Raw genomic sequence first — 18,037 nt, 5'->3', positions numbered from 1 at the left:
ACTCAATACTATATAACAACTACAACTTAAAAAGTCCTAGTTTTAGTATTGAAAACTACATAGCAATAGCTACCAAATATATTATAAATCTCTCTTTTTTAATAATCGATAAGACAAAAAGATGAAAAGTGCTGTCCAACCTAGAACAATAGCAATCTCATACCAATGTACAGCATAATCGTATGCGATATCTGTTTTTTCAGGAAACTTGGTCATTACTATTCGTTGAATAGGTTGATCTATAAGTTTATACATCGATTCTAAAGGCATAAAGTTTTTAACTTTAAATGCAGTATCCGCACTACCAAAAGCTTCATATGCCCCCCAGAAAACAAGCCACTCGAATATATACATGATCACTAGAAAACCTAATGCAAAGGCAGAACGTTTCAATAACATACCAAAGAATAAACATAAACTAAAGAAGCCAACTAACTTTACAAAATATGCAAGTAAGAATTCAATTTCTCTAAAAATTATGGATGCTTCCGTATAACTTGAATAATATAGTCCTATTAAGAAGGTTGCCAACCCAATTAATACAGTTGCACACAAAGAAAAGAATACAATAGTATAGAATTTCGACAATATAAATTCCTTTTTACTTAAACCATCGATAAGGTTCTGTTTTAAAGTTTTATTACTGTATTCATTTCCTATCATACTTACAACTACAATAGCAAAGAAAAATTTAAAATAAGAGGCAAAGAAGGTTGTTATATGCCAGATTATTGGAAAGTTAAATATACCAAGCTCTCCTAATTCTAAAGTAAAGAAGCCAAAGAAATTAATCTTAATAGACGATAATACTAGAACTGTAAATGGTAAAATAAATGATACAAAAATTAAAACGCGACTCACTTTATTGAGCCAAAGTTTTTGTAATTCTAATTTTATAAGACTTAACATATGTTGATTGGTTGTGCTTAATTCTTAAATATTGAATTATGCTGTTTTTTGATTGGTTTCTAAATTGTCGGTTAATTGTAAGAATTGCTCTTCGAGACTTTCTTTTCGTTTTACTAAATGCGAAAGCAGAATTCCTTTGTCGAACATTAATTTATTGAAATCTGGTGCAGACATAGGTTCATTTAAAAATGCGGTAATTAATTCATCTTCAACTTTGATGTTTCCAAAATTAGAATACCCTTCTAAAATGTCTAATAACTCTTCGTGCTTTTCAGCCTTTAATTCAAAAAAGCCATGGCTGCTTATCATTTCATCCACTCGACCAGAATATAGCTTTTCTCCTTTACGCAATACTACAACATGAGAACAAACTTTCTCAACTTCATCCAATAGGTGAGAAGCTAAAAGAATGGTTGTACCATTTGCTGCAATATCTTTTATAATTTGACGTATTTGATGAATACCTTGAGGGTCTAAACCATTTGTTGGTTCATCTAAAATTAATATTTCAGGATCATTAAGTAGAGCGGAAGCGATAGCTAAACGTTGTTTCATACCTAATGAATACGTTTTGAATTTATGATCTTTTCTATCTAATAAACCAACGACTTCTAGTTTTTCTAAAATTTTACTATGATCCACATCTTTTATTCTGCAAACTAATTTTAAGTTCTGTTCTGCAGTCATATATGGATAAAAGTTTGGTCGTTCTATAATAGCACCAACTTGTTTTAAAGCATCGTGTGTTGAGGTGTTACCATTAAACCAATGAAAGTCTCCATTGGTTTTGTTAACAACATTTAGAACAATACCAAGAGTTGTGGATTTACCACTACCATTAGGTCCTAAAATGCCATATACATTGCCTTTGTTAATTGTAAAACTTAAATCTTTAACGGCAGTGAGATAGCCGAACTTCTTCGTTAGATTATTGATTGTAAGGATTGGCTCCAAAGTGATTGATTTTATATATCTATAAACAAAAAGCAAAGCTTATATGATGCATAGATATTGATTGGTTATGAAGGTAAGACGATTCAAGCATTTATTTGTTACAATTATTTAAATTTTATACAAAATAAACTTTAAAATTTTTGAGAATAACACTCTTAAATCACTTAAATTTAAAACATGAAAGAGGATTTAAAAATATCTAAAAAAAAACCTTCTTATAAAATTTCTGAAGCCTTAGATGCGTACCTATCTAACTATAATAGGAATCTAAACCTACCGATTTTCTACGAAGATTTATTGCGTTTTCAAGGGTCCGTTATTGTATATGATAAGAACGAGGAAGATACTCTTTGGGTAAGAGTTTATTATAATGAATTTGAACGTGAAGAAATTGATTTAAGTTTAAAACAAGTCTATTCTAGCTTACTTTCTGATGGAAGTGAAGGCATTTTAAAATACTTAAATATAGATGCTATAGATTTTTGCACTTTTGGAAATTCCAAACCTTTTAGGATAAAAATTAGAAATATTCTTAACGATAATTACACGTATTTCTATGTAAAAAAGGCAGATGCCTCTAGGGTTTATGGATTAGAATTAGAACATATGTTATCTCCTTATAATCTTAACTTTTTAGTTTGTAGAGATACTTTGATAGAGGAACATATTGCCGGAATTCCTGGAGATGAATTCATTAAGAATATGCTTAACGATTGTAATGCTTCTGAGAAAGCTCAGATTGCTAAAGAATTTGTGAAGTTTAATGAGCGTTGTATGATTCGACTTTTAGGAGATATGCGATCCTATAACTATGTGATTGTACCAACGCATGATTTTGACCATGTTGTATTTAAAATTAGAGCAATAGATTTTGACCAGCAATCTTTTGAAGGAAATTTGAAAATCTATAGACCTCAATTTTTTAAGGAAAATTACAAAATGGTGGAGTTAGTTAAAGATAAAATCCAGAAAGAATCAGTAGATCAGTATAAAATTGAAGAACGCTCTATAGTTGCAAAGCGAATGATAAGTTATCAAAACCGAATAAATACATTATTAACATGTATGGAAGACGATGAGCTTTCTTTAAAGAAACATATAGACAAACTTAAAGAAGAAATCTACAATTATACTTTAGATTTAAAATTTAGAAAAAGTGAAACGATGGGACAAGTCGTTAAAAATGCCTTAGATTTTGTAAAACGAAATTATGAAGGAGTTAATGCAAAACCTTTTTAATTCCAATTTTCATCAAAGTCTAAATCTGAATAATCGTCAACATCTAAATCGTCTTCAAACTCATTAAAACTCTCTTCTTCTTCAGCTTCAAAAACCTTTTCAGGTGCTTCGTCAGGTATTTGACCATGAACATACATAAGATTTGGATAATCTGTACCTTGAGCTTCTTCAACGATTTCACCTAGCTCAACATAAAAGGTCCACATGTTCATAAAATCATAGACGTAAATAAGTTTTGTAGCAGCTTCATGAACAACATCATTGATATTGGTTTCGTTCATCATCCTAACCTGATTGCCAGCTTCACTCATATCCATCATGGCAATTTCTTCACCTTGATTCCATTCGTCATCACTAACATAAAAAGATGCCATTTCCATACCATCAAAACCAAAAGACTGTGTGATGATATTGTGTAAATCTTCCATTGTGTCTCCTTCTCGGATTTCTAAATCGCGAAACACATCATCTTCTGTATTGTTATCTAGGATAACTCTAAATCTGTATATCATACTGCAAAGTTAAATGATTTTTTGATTATTTACTGAATCGATGTAGAGTAAAAATCATAGCGCTGAGTAAAATAAATGCTCCAACTTGATGTAATACACCAAGCCAAACAGGGACAGCATATATTAGTGTTAAAATACCTAATAAAAATTGCACACCAACCATTATTAAAAGCATATTAATGCCTTTTGTCTGCAGCGAAGCTAATGCCATTCTTTTGGCTTTGTACCAAATAGCAAGTATAAACGCCACAACAACATATGCTAGTGTTCTATGAACAAACTGTACACCGCTCTTTCCTTCGAGAAAGTTTAGATATGTAGGATTTTGCTCTATGTAAACTGTTTCATGAATAAATTTACCTTCATTCATAAAGGGCCAATGGTTATGAATCCAACCAGCATCTAATCCAGCAACAAAAGCACCATAAATAATCTGAATTATTAAAACAACTAAGCCAATTCTTATAAAGTTCCTAAACTTCTTTTTAACCTCTTTTTTATTTGGAAATATTAAATCTAAAGCGACCCAAAATGTATATGCAAAAGTTAAGAATGCGGTTGTTAAATGAGCTGCGAGCCTATAATGACTAACATCTGGCCTATCTACCAAGCCACTTTTAACCATGTACCAACCTAAAAAACCTTGAAACCCTCCCATAACCAAAAGAATAACCGCTTTTTTAATAGTGGATTTAGTGAGTTGTTTTCGAATTAAAAAATAGAGAAAAGGAATAATGAAAACTAAACCAATAAAGCGACCAATAACACGATGAATCCATTCCCAAAAATAAATATCTTTGAATTCTTCCAAATTCATATTGTAATTCAGTTTTTGATACTCGGGATATTGTTTGTAGAGGTCAAAAGCTTCATTCCATTCAATCTCATTCATTGGTGGAATGGTACCAGAGATGAGTTTATAATTAGAAATTGATAAACCAGAATGTGTTAACCTAGTAATACCACCTACAATTACCATAATAAAAATTAAGATGCAACCTATAAGTAGCCAGTAAATAACTTTTTTATTATCTTTTTTCATCTTTCAGTTTTTTTTCAAAGCACAAGCTATTTTTAACACCGATATATTGTCCGTAGTTAGGAATAACTTGATAGGCATTCTTTTTGTAGAATTGAACGGCTTCAGTTTGTCTAAGCCCAGTTTCTAAAACAGTAGACGTATAGTTTTGCTCCTTAGCCCAATGCTCTAATTCGTTTAAAACTTCTGTTGCTACGCCTATTCCTCTTGCATCTTCTTTAGTGTACATCCGCTTTACCTCTACGCTAGACTGAGATAATTTCTTAAATGCTCCGCAACCGACAGGTTGATTTTTAAAATAAGCAACTACTGCATGCTTTAAGGTTTTTATGGAATTAAACTGATTGTAAAAATCATGCTCTTCTCCATCAGTTATTTTTAAATAAGAGTCTAAATCTTTTACAAGATTAATAAAGTCTTCGTTTTCAGAATTTGTTCTAATCAGCTTTATCATACTTCACTTATTTTTAATCCTAGGTCTTTTCCTTTTTCTATCATTAATTTAAAAGCAGCTTCATGTTCATTCGGTATTTCTCCCTCTAAAATGGCTTCTTTAATCGCTTCTTTAATGATACCTATTTCCTTAGAAGGTTTTAAATTGAAGGTTTTCATAATCTCTTCACCAGTTACAGGTGGTTGAAAATTACGAATCTGATCACGTTCTTCAACTTCAATAATTTTATCTCGTACTTTCTGAAAATTGTTATGATACTTCTTGAACTTTTTAGGATTTTTTGTTGTAATATCTGCTTCGCATAAAGTCATTAAATCATCAACATAATCACCAGCATCAAAGACTAAACGTCTTACTGCAGAATCTGTAACATCAGATGCTAATACGATTGGTCGCGAGCTCATAAATACCATTTTCTGTACAAATTTCATTTTGTCATTCAATGGCATTTTTAATCTTTTAAATAGTTTGTAAACCATTTTAGATCCAACAAATTCATGGGCATGAAAAGTCCAACCAATTTTTTTATGAAACTTTTTAGTTGGCGCTTTACCTATATCGTGTAATAAAGCAGCCCAACGTAACCAGAGGTTATCAGTAGTTTTAGCAATATTGTCTACAACTTCTAATGTGTGGTAGAAATTATCTTTATGACGCTGACCTTCAATTTCATCAATGCCTTTTAAAGCTGTTAATTCTGGAAGTATATATTCTAAGAGGCCAGTTTTTTCCAGCAGAATAAAACCAATTGAAGGCGTTTTACTTTCTAAAATTTTATGAAGTTCAACAACAATGCGTTCTTTGGTTATGATTTTAATTCGATCTTTATTATCAGCAATGGCTTTAAGAGAAGTATCTTCAATTTTAAAGTTTAACTGTGTCGCAAATCGAATAGCACGCATCATACGTAAAGGATCATCACTATAGGTGATATCTGGATTTAAAGGCGTACGAATAATACCTGTATCTAAATCTTCAATACCACTAAAAGGATCTAGAAGTTCACCGAAATTAACTTTGTTTAAACTTAAGGCAAGCGCATTAATTGTAAAGTCACGTCGATTTTGATCATCTTTAAGTGTTCCATTTTCTACAACAGGGTTTCTACTGTCTTCTGTGTAACTTTCTTTGCGAGCACCAACAAATTCAATTTCAATATCATCATAACGCAACATCGCTGTTCCGTAGGTTTTAAAGATTTGGACTTTGGGTTGGTTAGGTATGTTTTTAGAAACTTGTTTTGCAAGTTCTATACCACTACCAACAGCTACAATATCAATATCCTTTGCATCTCCACGATCTAATAAATAATCACGAACAAAACCACCAATAACATAACAGTCTATTTGCAATTCTTCTGCAGATTGAGAAATGATATTAAAGATATTATACTTTATAGCTCGTTTATGATTCATATGGAGTTTTAGTCACAGTTATTCTATAAATGTTAAAGAAAAAAGACTGTGATTTCTAGCTGTGCAAAGATACGATACGGGGTTAATCTTTTAAAATCTAATGCGCTATTTATTTATTGAGAAAATTATAAGATTTGACACTATTAATTTCTTTAATTTTTACATTTACATTCATAACCATTTTTACGTATATGAATTTTTTAGAGCGGAAGTATTATCAATTACTTTCTAAATTTTTGAATAATAAACCAAATCAAGTTGAAGCGTATTTAAAGACGCATTTTTACTTAAAAAATAAGAGACATTTAAATTTAGAACAACCTAAAGAATTTGCTGATAAAATACAATGGCTGAAGCTGAATCTCTATAAGCAAGACTATCAAAAATATGTTGATAAATTTGAAGTTCGAGATTTTATTAAAGAAAAAATAGGCGAAAAGTATTTAAATGATTTAATCGAAGTGTATGATAATGTAGAGGCTATTAATCTTAATGATTTGCCAAATAAATTTGTATTAAAAGGAACACATGGTTCAGGTTATAATATAATAGTCAAGGATAAGGCTCAACTTAATTGGGATGATGCGAAGTTAAAATTGAAAAAATACATCAACACTAATTATTTTAATAAGTACAAAGAATATATATATAAAGATATCAAGCCAAGAATTATAGCTGAAAAATATCTTGATCAGTTAGATAATGATCATATCGTTGATTATAAATTTATGTGCTTTCATGGTGTACCCAAATATATTCATGTTAAAACTTTTGAAGATGATAGAATAAAGGAAACTTATTATACTATTGATTGGAAAAAAATTGAACCTGAAGCTATTACTCAAAATCATTTAAAACAGACCATTGAAAAGCCTGAAAATTTTGAAGAGATGGTAAGATTATCAAAGATTTTATCTAAAGACTTTATCTTTATTAGAGTTGATTTGTATGCGATTGGATCTAAAGTTTATTTTGGTGAACTAACTTTTTTCCATAAAGGCGGTATGAAACGTAACTACATAGAGTCTTTAAATAAAAAAATGGGAAATTTAATAAAATTGCCTATTCAAGTTGATGCTTAGCTAATTCATTATACATCTTTTTGGCGATAACTGATTTTGTAAAATTATCTAAAAGATATTGGTAACCATTAGAAGTCAACTTATTTTGTAGTGCATTATCATTCATTAATAAAGTTACTTTAGCAGCAAAATCTTTTGCATTGCCCACTTTTGCTAAAAGACCAGTTTCACCATCAACGATAACTTCAGATATACCTCCAGCATCTGCAGCAACTATAGGAACTTTACAAGCATAAGATTCTAAAAGAACACCTCCAGTTGGCTCATTATTAGATGTAAATAAAAATAAGTCTAATTCTGGCAGAATTTCAGGTATATCACGTCTAAAGCCAGTAAAAATTATATTCTTACTCAACCCTTTTTCTTCAACATAATCCCTAATATCTTGTTCCATACTTCCTTTACCAACAAGTATGTATTTGGCTTTAATTTTATTCTCTTTCACAAGAATCTCAACAGTATCTATCCATGTATAATGGTCTTTGAAGCCTGTGAATTCAGCAATGTTTCCAATGAGTTTATAATCTTTAGGAATACTAAATTCATTATGTAACACACCTGTTGCTTCTTGCTTTTTAAACTTATTAATATCGGTTACGCTGCCAATTACTGTAAACCTACTATGGTCTTTAACTGCAAATTTTAAAGACTCTACTACAGGCTGTGATACACAAATAATTTTTTTAATGCCTTTATAGTTGTATTTCCACTTTCTAAAAAAGTTAGTGTCTACACGTTTTATCAAGGTTCGGCAAAGTACTAATGGTACTTTAGATTTAAAAACAAATTTTGAAAGCACTGCAATTGTATGAGCCTTACTGCTATGAATAAAAATAACTGATGCTCTTTTTTTTTCAGCTAATTTTTTAAATGCCTTTGCATAAGACAAGCTGTATTCCGATTTATATTCAAAAGGAATGACTTGCATTCCTTTATCTGTTGCAATGCGAAATAATTCAGAATCTTGAGGGCAAACAATCCATTGATCCTCAACGTGGCCTTCAGTTTTAAAAGCTTCATATAAATAGATGATTTTTTGCTCGTGACCTCTCCAACCATTGGAAGCTGTAAATTGTATTAATCGCATTAACAAAGGAAATTTAGTGAGTGTAAAAGTAAGAATTTCAACCTTACTTAATTTTATATAAACCTAGAGCTTTTTTTAACTTTTTACTTATCAAAACATAATTAACATAGAGTTTATTTTTAAAACTCAAATAGCTCCATTGTTTGCGAGGAATGATATCTTTTGAAACTTTAGTATCAATGACTTTAGAAACAATAAAGTCTGATTTTACTTTATCCCAATTTACATTATCATAACCATCAAATTCATTTACTTTATTCTTTTCGTGAATAATAGACATCCATAAGCGCTTGTTAGCAATTTCGATTCGTCGTGATTCTTTTTTCCACATGTTATGATCGCTAAACCAAACAGTTTTTGGACTTTCATTTTTTTCAATCAAACTTATAAATGGATTAAAAATATGCTCTTTTTTTCCCAACATAATATCTGGTGACACTTGTAAAGAATAGCCCTTTAGAATATCAATAGCCATAAAATCTTGCGACTGAAATTGTAGCTGAATCGTTTTAATGTAGTCTTTATGAATACAATCATCATTATCTATTCTAGAAGTAATAATGTAAGAGGTATCTTTAGCATCCTCATCAATGTAAGATTTAATAGACGAATGAAATGCATCCATGCCGTCTATAAAAAATGCTTTAAAATGAGGGTAGGGTTTTAATAATAATTGGAACGTTTCTTTAAAGTCATTGTCAGTAGTGGAATCAAAAAATAATAACCAACAAAATTCTTTGTTGGTTTGACTTGCCACAGATGGTAAACAGAAATTTTCGAATAGACTAATACGATGTGTCATCCATTCACGCGTTAAAAGCGATTCATTATTCTTAGTTACATCCCAATTTTTATTCTTTAGGTTAAAACGTGTAATTAGGTAATGTTTAAACATGAATGGTGATTAGATAAGGACAAATTTACTAAATTATTTATTTCCTATACCTGTATGTTTTGTGATTTGAACAGCACATTTTAAATACTTACTTTTGCAGCTTAAGTTGACTAATACTTTCATGTCTTTAACTATTAAAATACATTCTAACTCTTCACTCACCAAAGAAAGGTTAATAACTACAATAAATAGCTTTGGACATCAAGGTGAGCTAATCGGGACAGGATACAGAAATGTTATTAAAATCATTGATGTAGATGGTGTTTTATATAATATAAAAGGCTTTAAAGTCCCTAATTTAGTTAACAAAATAGTATATCGTTTTTTTAGAAAGAGTAAAGCAGAGCGATCTTTTCTATATGCTGAAAAATTACTCTCATCTGGCATATTAACTCCTACACCTGAGGCTTATATAGAATTTAAATCATTATTCTCATTCGGAAAAAGTTACTATATAAGTAAACAATTAGACTATGATTTTACAATCCGTAAATTAATAGATGAACCTCAGTGTGAAGACTATGAAAATATATTAAGGAGGTTTACTCAATTTACATTTCAATTACACGAAAATGGTATTCATTTTTTAGATCATTCTCCAGGAAATACATTGATAAAAAAAGTGGATAATGGCTACGATTTTTATTTGGTAGATCTCAATAGAATGGATTTTAAAACGCTTAGTTATAATGAACGATTAGCCAATTTTGCGCGTTTATCACCAAAAGATTATATGCTAGATATTATTAGTGATGAATACGCTAAGCTAATTAATAAGCCACATGGTGAAGTAAGAAAGCGGATGTATTTCTTTTCGGAAAAATTTTCATCTAGTTTTAAGAAGAAAGAAGCTTTTAAAAAGAGGTATTTTTTTTGGAGAAAAAAAAGACGTTAACTAATTGCTCTATATAACTTACGTAATTTAAGATATTTTAAATAGGTGATTTTTCCTGTCTGATAGCAAATTCTAAATCCATTTAATCCATCTAAAAATCCAAGTCTTAAAAAGAATGCTTTAAAAAAGGCCCATGAAGGGTTCCAAAGTAACTTAATTATTGGAGCCGTCTTATGATTATCATAGTAGGCTTTTGCGGCTATTGTAGAAAAATAATCCGTCTTTTTATCCATTTCGTCATAAGTGCGATACGTCCAATGTAAAATATCACCATTTAAATGACCAATTTGTGCGCTCTCATCGTAAAGTTGTACGTTGTCATGAGGATTTAGACCTTTCCATTCAGCCTTTCGTCTATCAAAAACCCGAAGCTTTTTATTAGGATACCAGTCTGAATATTTAATCCATTGACCACAAAAATTATTAAAACGATTTGTATAATAACCATCAAAATTCCAATTGGTTTTTAAAGTAAGTATAGATTTTTGAAGTTCTTCAGATAAAGCTTCGTCTCCATCTAAAGATATGATATGATTATAGCTAGCTTGGTCTAAAGCAAAGTTTTTTTGTTCTATATACCCTAAAAATTCTTGTGTAATGAAGTTGACGTTATAGCGTTCGCATATCTTTTTGGTATTGTCTGTTGAATTTGAATCTACTACTACAATTTCATCAACAACATTAACTAAAGATTGTAAACATTTCTCAATGTTTCGTTCTTCGTTAAATGTAATAATGACTCCAGATAGTTTTAGCATACACATAAATTCACTGCTGTAAAAATAGTATTTTTGCGCTTATGGAATCTAATCAACAAACTTCAGTAATTATAAGTACATATAACCAACCAAGATGGTTGGAGTTGGTGTTACATAGTTACAGTATTCAAACTATAAAAGGTTTTGAAATTATAATTGCAGATGATGGTTCAGATGATAGAACAAAGAAAGTTGTTGATGAGTTCTCTTTAAAAACTGATATAAGTATAATCCATGTTTGGCACGAGGATGATGGTTTTCAGAAAACCAAGATTTTGAATAAAGCAATATTGGCATCAAATGGACATTATCTTATTTTTACTGATGGAGATTGTATAGCACGTAAAGATTTTGTCGCAACACACAAGTATTTGAGTAAACGAAAATGTGCATTGTCAGGTGGTTATTTTAAATTAACAAAATCGATTTCCGACCAAATTTCAACAGAGATTATTTCACAGCAAAACTGTTTTGATAAAGATTGGTTAATTGTACAAGGTCAACCCAAAAGCTTTAAATTTAATAAGCTAACCAAGTCAAAATTTAAAGCCAATCTTCTAAATGCATTAACACCAACAAAAGCAACCTTTGATGGGATGAATGTATCCTGTTACAAAACGGATATCTTAGAAGTAAATGGTTTTGATGAACGTATGAAATATGGAGGAGAAGATAGGGAAGTTGGTGAACGTATGAAGAACAATGGTGTTGTATTTTTGCAAGTCCGATACAGTACTATTTGCTTACATTTGCACCACGATAGACCTTACAAAAATGATAAGTCAGAATCATTAAATAAGGATATAAGATTAGAAACGAAAAAGAATAAATCAACATATACCAAATTTGGTATTAAAAAATAATATGCCATGGCATTACCTAATATTACAGTAATTATTGCCACATATAATAAAATTGATTGGTTAGAAAAGGTTTTATATGGTTATAGTGTTCAGACGTATAAAAATTTTGATGTTATTATAGCTGATGATGGATCTACTAGTGAGACTAAGGAAATGATTGATCGATTCAAAGCAGATTATCCTGTGAATATTATACATGCATGGCATGAAGATAAAGGCTATAGACGTCAAAAGATTTTGAATGAAGCTATAGTCATGGCAAAAAATGAATACATCTTATTTACAGATGGTGATTGTATTCCTCGTAAAGATTTTGTGGAAACTCATGCCAAACATGCAGAAGAAGGCTATTTCTTATCTGGCGGTTATTGTAAATTGAATATGGATTTGAGTGAAACTATTTCAGAAGGTGATATTAAAACACACAATTGCTTCGATGTAAAATGGTTAAAGTCTAAAGGTGAGTTAGGTAGTAAAAACACTTTAAAATTATCAGTTAAAGATGGTTTAGCAAAGTTTTTGGATGTACTTACTCCTACAGGTGCTACTTTTAATAATTGCAATTCTTCAGCTTGGAAAGCAGATTTAATTGCAATTAATGGTTATGACGAGCGTATGCAATATGGTGGTCCAGATAGAGAGTTGGGTGAACGTCTAATTAATAATGATATTAAAACAAAGCAGATTAGATATAAGGCTATTTGTTTGCATTTAGATCATGCTAGAGGCTATAAAACACAAGAATCTTTAGACCGTAATTTGGCTATTAGAGCCAAGGTAAAGAAAGAAAATTTAAAGTGGACTGAGCATGGAATTAAAAAAACTAGCTAAATTGTTTTAAAAATCTAGTCAATTCTTCTTTGAAATAGATAGGTTTAAATTGTTGATACAATTCTGAAGCTTTAGATTTTAATTCCTTAGGATGTTTAATATTTGCATATTTAGTGTCATCATAATCTCTAAGATGCACTGAAACATGTTTTACTCCATCATCAAACATATTCCAAGCTTCTTTTTTAATCCAAGGAGAGAAAATAGTAAAGGTTGGAATACTTAAAGCTTTTGCCATATTTATAGCTCCACCTTCATTACCAATTAAAGCAGTGCAGTGTGATGTTATCGCTAAAAAATCTCTCAAACTTTTTCCAAAAACCTCAAAGTAAATTTGCTTTTTTGTTTCTGAAGCGCATAACTCTAAAATTGCTTTTGCTTTGGTTTCTTGTTTAGGAATATAGTTGAATAAGATTTGACTTTCAGGTTGCTTAGAAACTACACTCTCAATCACTTTAGCCATGTAATCAAAAGGATACGTTTTATTATTTCCACTACCTAAAACACCAATCATAAATAATGGTTTACTTAAATTAATACCATTAACTTCTAAAAACTGTTTAGCATTCGTTTTTTCAGAATTAGTCAAATAAATTTTAGGTCTTACAATTATAGAAGGATCAATATCTAAGGGTTGTAATAATTGCATTCTATTTTCAATTGCTAATCCTGCAGTTGTATCTGGTTTTATTTTGTGCTCAAATCTGTGATTAAAAATTAATGCATTGTGACCTTTATCAATAGATATTTTAGTTTTGGCTTTAGATCTTAATGAAATAAGATGACTAGAGATTTGTGAATACACATCTATAACTACATCATAATTTTCCTTTCGCAATTGATTAACAAAATGCCATAATTTTCGTTTACTATTCTCGTATTCAGGTGTAAAAAAATGAAACTGATCTATAAAAGGGTTACCTTCAACAACAGGATAGGTATGTGAATTGAGTACATAATGTAATTCAGCATCAGGATACTTGTGTTTTATAGCTTCAAACAAAATGCTTGTTGCTAAAACATCACCTATCATTTTTTGTTGAATGATTAATACTTTCATATTGAAAATTCAAATTACAAATAAAAAACACCAAATTCCAATAGAATGCGATTCATATTGGAATTTAGAATTTAAAGTTTTTAAGATTTCTTGTAACAGTATATTAAACCGCTACATCATACTCACGTAAAGCATCATTAAGAGAGGTTTTTTTATCTGTACTTTCTTTACGTTTTCCTATAATTAAAGCACAAGGGACTTGGAATTCACCTGCTTTGAATTTTTTAGTATAACTTCCTGGAATAACAACAGAACGCGCAGGAACAACACCTTTTGTTTCAACAGGCTCATCACCAGTAATATCAATAATTTTTGTACTCATGGTTAAAACCACATTAGCACCTAAAACAGCTTCTTTCTCAACACGAACTCCTTCAACAACAATACAACGACTACCAATAAATGCACCATCTTCAATAATAACTGGAGCTGCTTGTAAAGGTTCTAAAACACCACCAATACCAACTCCACCAGAAAGATGTACATTTTTACCAATCTGTGCGCAGCTACCAACTGTAGCCCATGTATCTATCATAGTACCTTCATCTACATAAGCTCCAATATTTACATAACTTGGCATTAAAATAGTACCAGGCGAAATATAGGCTCCGTGTCTTGCTACTGCATGAGGTACAACTCTAATTCCTTTTTCGGCATAATTACGTTTTAGAGGAATTTTGTCGTGATATTCAAAAATACCAACTTCAAAGGTTTCCATTTTCTGAATAGGAAAGTATAAAACCACAGCTTTTTTTACCCATTCGTTAACTTGCCAACCACCTTCAATAGGTTCTGCGACTCTTAAGCTCCCAGAATCAATAAGATCAATAACGCTTCTTACGGCATTAATAGTTTCTTCATTTTTTAGTTGTGAACGGTCATTCCAAGCGTTCTCTATAATAGATTGTAATTGTGTCATATTTAACTGTAAAATTAAGCCGTAAAGATAAGGGCATTACAACCTTTCAAAAAATATTTGTGGAAAATTGTGACCTATTCAAAAAAGCAGTGTCTTACTAATAATTAAATGATGATAATTTATTTCTAAATAACTTTATCTGAGAATTTAATTAATAGCTGATTTCGAAAACTCCTCTCCCCTTAAGATTGAGGAGTTTTCTTTTTTTTATAAAACTGTAAAAATAATTTGTGACCAATCTAAAAGTATTGTGTCTTATAAGTAATTAACGATGATTTATTTATAGAGGGTAAAAAATCATAACTTAATTGATAGCTAATTATTTAAAAACGCTTCTTTTTGTAAAGAGGCGTTTTTTATTACATTATCTTTGTGCAATGGGAAGAATTTTAGCCATAGACTACGGAACAAAGCGAACAGGTATTGCAGTTACTGATGAGATGCAGATTATAGCATCTGGTCTTACCACTGTTGAAACCAAAGAGCTTATTACGTTTCTAAAAAAATATATTGCTACAGAAAATGTAGAACGATTTGTCGTAGGCTTACCCAAACAAATGGATAATACAGCTTCGGATAGTGAGGTGTATATTCAGAAATTTTTAGATCAGTTAACTAAGTCTATACCAGATATTCCTGTAGTACGTATTGATGAGCGTTTTACATCTAAAATGGCATTTCAGACTATGATAGATAGTGGTTTGAAGAAAAAGCAACGTCAAAACAAAGCTTTAATTGACGAAATTAGTGCAACACTTATTTTACAAAGTTATTTGGCTTCAAATTTTTAAATAAGAATTGTACTTTTGCACTCGAAAATAACAAACTATGATTTTACCAATCGTTGCATATGGCGATACTGTTTTAAAGAAAAAGGCCAAGGATATTGATAAAGATTATCCAAAGCTAAGTACGCTTATCGAAAATATGTACGAAACTATGTATGGCGCATATGGTGTTGGTTTAGCAGCTCCACAAATTGGATTACCAATACGTTTGTTTTTAGTAGATACTGAGCCTTTTGCAGAGGATGAAAGTTTTTCTGAAGACGAGCAAGAACAGCTTAAGAATTTCAAAAAAACGTTTATTAATGCTCAGATTTTAGAAGAGAAAGGTGATGAATGGGCTTTTAATGAAGGCTGTTTAAGCATTCCAGATGTAAGGGAAGACGTATTTAGACAACCAAAGATTAAAATTCAATATCACGATGAAAATTTTAATACACATGTAGAAGAATACGATGGATTAATCGCTCGCGTGATTCAGCATGAATATGATCATATTGAAGGCATTTTATTTACAGACAAACTATCGTCATTCAAAAAGCGTTTAATAAAAGGAAAGCTTACTAATATTTCAAAAGGTAAGATAAAAATAGATTACAGAATGCGTTTTCCGGCAATGAGCAGGAAACGCTAATACAATATAAATGAGTTTAGATAAAATTTTATCCGTTTCAGGAAAACCGGGATTATACCAAATCGTAACCCAAACAAGAACTGGTGCAGTAGTAGAATCTTTAATTGACAAAAAAAGAATTACAGTTGGAGCACATAGTAACATTAGTATTTTAAGTGAAATAGCTATTTATACGTTGACTGAAGAAGTACCATTAAGAGAGGTGCTAAAAAAGATTAAAGAAAAAGAAAATGGCAATCCAACATCAATAAGTCATAAAGACGGAAAAGATATTTTAGAAGAGTTTTTCTTCGAAGTATTGCCAGATTACGATGAAGATCGTGTATATCCTTCTGATATTAAAAAAGTAGTGCAATGGTATAATTTACTTCAAAAAAATAACCTTTTAGGTGCACTAGAAACAGAAGAAGAAACTGTTTCTTCTGAAGAAGAAGAATAAATATGTCTAATAAAGCGGCCCAATTAAAAGCCTTTGAGCGTTTGTTAATTATTATGGATGAATTGCGAGAGCAATGTCCATGGGATAAAAAGCAGACACTAGAGTCTTTACGCCATTTAACTATTGAAGAAGTTTACGAATTAGGTGATGCTATTCTAGACAATGATTTAGATGAGGTTAAAAAGGAATTAGGAGACGTATTATTGCATATTGTTTTTTATTCTAAAATTGGAAGTGAAACTAATGACTTTGATATTGCAGATGTTTGTAATAGTATTAGTGATAAATTAGTTGATCGTCATCCACATATCTATGGCGATGTTAAAGTAGAAAACGAAGAAGATGTTAAGCGTAATTGGGAGCAGTTAAAACTTAAAGAAGGTAAGAAAAGTGTTCTCGAAGGTGTTCCAAAAAGTTTACCAGCTATGGTAAAAGCCAATCGTATACAAGATAAAGTATCTGGCGTTGGATTTGATTGGGAAGAGCCAGAACAAGTTTTTGAAAAAGTAGAGGAGGAGCTAGCTGAACTAAAAGTTGAGATAGCAAATGGGAACCAAGATGCTATTGAAAGTGAATTTGGCGATGTTTTATTCTCAATGATTAATTACGCACGATTCTTAAAATTAAATCCTGAAAATGCGCTTGAACGTACTAATAAAAAATTTATTAAACGTTTTCAATACTTAGAGCATAAAGCCAAAGATTTGAACAAATCTTTGAAAGACATGACACTTTCTGAAATGGATATTTTTTGGAAAGAGGCTAAATCGCTATAGCAATTCTGTTATTCCTGCGAAGGCAGGAATCCACTAAAATCATTTTGTTATTATAGATTACTGCCTTCGCAGGAATGATAATAATACTAGAATGTTAAAACTTTCAAAAAATTATATAATAGACATCCAAAAGTAATTTTCCTACGTAGATAATATATATGGAAACAAAAACGTTTTTATAATCTTAGTAGGATATCTTAATTATTATTTTAAGCGGTTGTAATTAAGGTTAATTTAGTTTAGTTAGGGCAAAACCCACTTGTAAAGCACAAGTGGGTTTTGATTTGTATATTATTCAGCTTCTCCTTTATTTTTAATACGATTGCCAATGGCGTAACTAGTCATAACTATCAGCATTGTTATTATAAACTTAATCCAATCAAATCCACCACTGTAATTATTCATCACAATATTAAAAGTTACATAGGCTGCCGTTGGAAATGCAATAATAAAGTTACCCAATAACTTTTTATCCATGATTTTTAAAATGA

General features: G+C 30.6%; 21 protein-coding genes. 9 read left to right on the top strand and 12 right to left on the bottom strand.

The features are described from left to right. Positions 1 to 81: 81 nt before the first annotated feature. Both WPG_RS01485 and WPG_RS01480 read right to left on the bottom strand, forming a co-directional pair. Positions 82 to 909: an ABC transporter permease gene (locus WPG_RS01485; RefSeq protein WP_045468456.1), complete on the bottom strand. Its 828-nt coding sequence runs from the start codon at positions 907 to 909 to the stop codon at positions 82 to 84. 36 nt (positions 910 to 945) lie between these two features. Next, positions 946 to 1,863, bottom strand: coding sequence for an ABC transporter ATP-binding protein (locus WPG_RS01480; RefSeq protein WP_045468453.1), 918 nt, complete (start codon positions 1,861 to 1,863; stop codon positions 946 to 948). Positions 1,864 to 2,040: 177 nt separating this feature from the next. On the opposite strand from WPG_RS01480, the gene WPG_RS01475 reads away from it, so the two are divergent. Continuing rightward, positions 2,041 to 3,102: a hypothetical protein gene (locus WPG_RS01475; RefSeq protein WP_045468450.1), complete on the top strand. Its 1,062-nt coding sequence runs from the start codon at positions 2,041 to 2,043 to the stop codon at positions 3,100 to 3,102. On the opposite strand, the gene WPG_RS01470 is transcribed toward WPG_RS01475, so the two are convergent. Genes WPG_RS01470 through WPG_RS01455 form a run of 4 tightly spaced genes read right to left on the bottom strand, consistent with a single transcriptional unit; the run spans position 3,099 to position 6,522 of the window. Further along, positions 3,099 to 3,614: an IS1096 element passenger TnpR family protein gene (locus WPG_RS01470; protein ID WP_045468447.1), complete on the bottom strand. Its 516-nt coding sequence runs from the start codon at positions 3,612 to 3,614 to the stop codon at positions 3,099 to 3,101. The two genes, WPG_RS01475 and WPG_RS01470, sit on opposite strands and share 4 nt — an antisense overlap. Before the next feature lie 25 nt (positions 3,615 to 3,639). Next, entirely contained in the window at positions 3,640 to 4,656 is a 1,017-nt protein-coding gene (locus WPG_RS01465) for a COX15/CtaA family protein (RefSeq protein WP_045468443.1), read from the bottom strand. Further along, a complete protein-coding gene (locus tag WPG_RS01460; protein WP_045468440.1) occupies positions 4,643 to 5,107 on the bottom strand; it encodes a GNAT family N-acetyltransferase in 465 nt (154 codons plus the stop codon). Before WPG_RS01460 ends, WPG_RS01465 begins: the two co-directional genes overlap by 14 nt. Next, a complete protein-coding gene (locus tag WPG_RS01455; RefSeq protein WP_045468437.1) occupies positions 5,104 to 6,522 on the bottom strand; it encodes a CCA tRNA nucleotidyltransferase in 1,419 nt (472 codons plus the stop codon). The genes WPG_RS01460 and WPG_RS01455 overlap by 4 nt, the downstream gene beginning before the upstream one ends. 191 nt (positions 6,523 to 6,713) lie before the next feature. On the opposite strand from WPG_RS01455, the gene WPG_RS01450 reads away from it, so the two are divergent. Continuing rightward, positions 6,714 to 7,604, top strand: a complete 891-nt coding sequence (locus tag WPG_RS01450; protein ID WP_052471113.1) for an ATP-grasp fold amidoligase family protein — start codon at positions 6,714 to 6,716, stop codon at positions 7,602 to 7,604. Here WPG_RS01450 and WPG_RS01445 read toward each other — a convergent pair. Beyond that, positions 7,585 to 8,691: a glycosyltransferase family 4 protein gene (locus tag WPG_RS01445; RefSeq protein ID WP_045468434.1), complete on the bottom strand. Its 1,107-nt coding sequence runs from the start codon at positions 8,689 to 8,691 to the stop codon at positions 7,585 to 7,587. The genes WPG_RS01450 and WPG_RS01445 overlap by 20 nt on opposite strands. Positions 8,692 to 8,734: 43 nt before the next feature. Next, on the bottom strand, positions 8,735 to 9,586 hold the full coding sequence (locus tag WPG_RS01440; protein ID WP_045468431.1) for a glycosyltransferase: 852 nt from the start codon (positions 9,584 to 9,586) through the stop codon (positions 8,735 to 8,737). A gap of 121 nt (positions 9,587 to 9,707) precedes the next feature. Here WPG_RS01440 and WPG_RS01435 point away from each other — a divergent pair, with 121 nt between their 5' ends. Further along, positions 9,708 to 10,481, top strand: a complete 774-nt coding sequence (locus WPG_RS01435; RefSeq protein ID WP_052471112.1) for a hypothetical protein — start codon at positions 9,708 to 9,710, stop codon at positions 10,479 to 10,481. Here the strand turns inward: WPG_RS01435 and WPG_RS01430 are convergent. Then, positions 10,478 to 11,239 carry a glycosyltransferase family 2 protein gene (locus tag WPG_RS01430; RefSeq protein ID WP_045468428.1) on the bottom strand — a complete coding sequence of 254 codons (762 nt, stop codon included), beginning with the start codon at positions 11,237 to 11,239 and terminating at the stop codon, positions 10,478 to 10,480. The two genes, WPG_RS01435 and WPG_RS01430, sit on opposite strands and share 4 nt — an antisense overlap. 41 nt (positions 11,240 to 11,280) lie before the next feature. Here WPG_RS01430 and WPG_RS01425 point away from each other — a divergent pair, with 41 nt between their 5' ends. Continuing rightward, positions 11,281 to 12,102: a glycosyltransferase family 2 protein gene (locus WPG_RS01425; RefSeq protein WP_045468425.1), complete on the top strand. Its 822-nt coding sequence runs from the start codon at positions 11,281 to 11,283 to the stop codon at positions 12,100 to 12,102. Positions 12,103 to 12,108: 6 nt separating this feature from the next. After that, positions 12,109 to 12,933 carry a glycosyltransferase family 2 protein gene (locus WPG_RS01420; RefSeq protein WP_045468422.1) on the top strand — a complete coding sequence of 275 codons (825 nt, stop codon included), beginning with the start codon at positions 12,109 to 12,111 and terminating at the stop codon, positions 12,931 to 12,933. Here the strand turns inward: WPG_RS01420 and WPG_RS01415 are convergent. Further along, the gene (locus WPG_RS01415) at positions 12,926 to 13,993 is read right to left on the bottom strand and encodes a glycosyltransferase family 9 protein (RefSeq protein WP_045468418.1); all 1,068 of its coding nucleotides are present in this window, start codon (positions 13,991 to 13,993) and stop codon (positions 12,926 to 12,928) included. The two genes, WPG_RS01420 and WPG_RS01415, sit on opposite strands and share 8 nt — an antisense overlap. Before the next feature lie 103 nt (positions 13,994 to 14,096). Continuing rightward, positions 14,097 to 14,912 (bottom strand): 2,3,4,5-tetrahydropyridine-2,6-dicarboxylate N-succinyltransferase, encoded by an 816-nt coding sequence (locus tag WPG_RS01410; protein ID WP_045468412.1) that lies wholly within the window; start codon positions 14,910 to 14,912, stop codon positions 14,097 to 14,099. A 377-nt stretch (positions 14,913 to 15,289) separates the two neighbouring features. Here WPG_RS01410 and ruvX point away from each other — a divergent pair, with 377 nt between their 5' ends. From ruvX to mazG, 4 genes are read left to right on the top strand one after another with little or no spacing between them, the layout of a single operon-like run. Beyond that, a complete protein-coding gene (ruvX, locus tag WPG_RS01405; RefSeq protein ID WP_045468410.1) occupies positions 15,290 to 15,703 on the top strand; it encodes a Holliday junction resolvase RuvX in 414 nt (137 codons plus the stop codon). Positions 15,704 to 15,740: 37 nt separating this feature from the next. Then, positions 15,741 to 16,331 (top strand): peptide deformylase, encoded by a 591-nt coding sequence (gene def / locus WPG_RS01400; protein WP_045468406.1) that lies wholly within the window; start codon positions 15,741 to 15,743, stop codon positions 16,329 to 16,331. 10 nt (positions 16,332 to 16,341) lie between these two features. Continuing rightward, on the top strand, positions 16,342 to 16,770 hold the full coding sequence (locus WPG_RS01395) for a DUF5606 domain-containing protein (RefSeq protein WP_045468403.1): 429 nt from the start codon (positions 16,342 to 16,344) through the stop codon (positions 16,768 to 16,770). Between the two features lie 2 nt (positions 16,771 to 16,772). Further along, the gene (mazG, locus tag WPG_RS01390; RefSeq protein ID WP_045468398.1) at positions 16,773 to 17,546 is read left to right on the top strand and encodes a nucleoside triphosphate pyrophosphohydrolase; all 774 of its coding nucleotides are present in this window, start codon (positions 16,773 to 16,775) and stop codon (positions 17,544 to 17,546) included. A gap of 291 nt (positions 17,547 to 17,837) precedes the next feature. Here mazG and WPG_RS01385 read toward each other — a convergent pair whose 3' ends face one another. Then, positions 17,838 to 18,023 (bottom strand): hypothetical protein, encoded by a 186-nt coding sequence (locus tag WPG_RS01385; protein WP_045468395.1) that lies wholly within the window; start codon positions 18,021 to 18,023, stop codon positions 17,838 to 17,840. Between the last annotated feature and the right edge of the window lie 14 nt (positions 18,024 to 18,037).

This window comes from Winogradskyella sp. PG-2 (assembly GCF_000828715.1).
GTDB lineage: Bacteria > Bacteroidota > Bacteroidia > Flavobacteriales > Flavobacteriaceae > Winogradskyella.
Note: the sequence above shows the minus strand (reverse complement) of the source record. Positions and strands in the feature narration are given on the sequence as shown.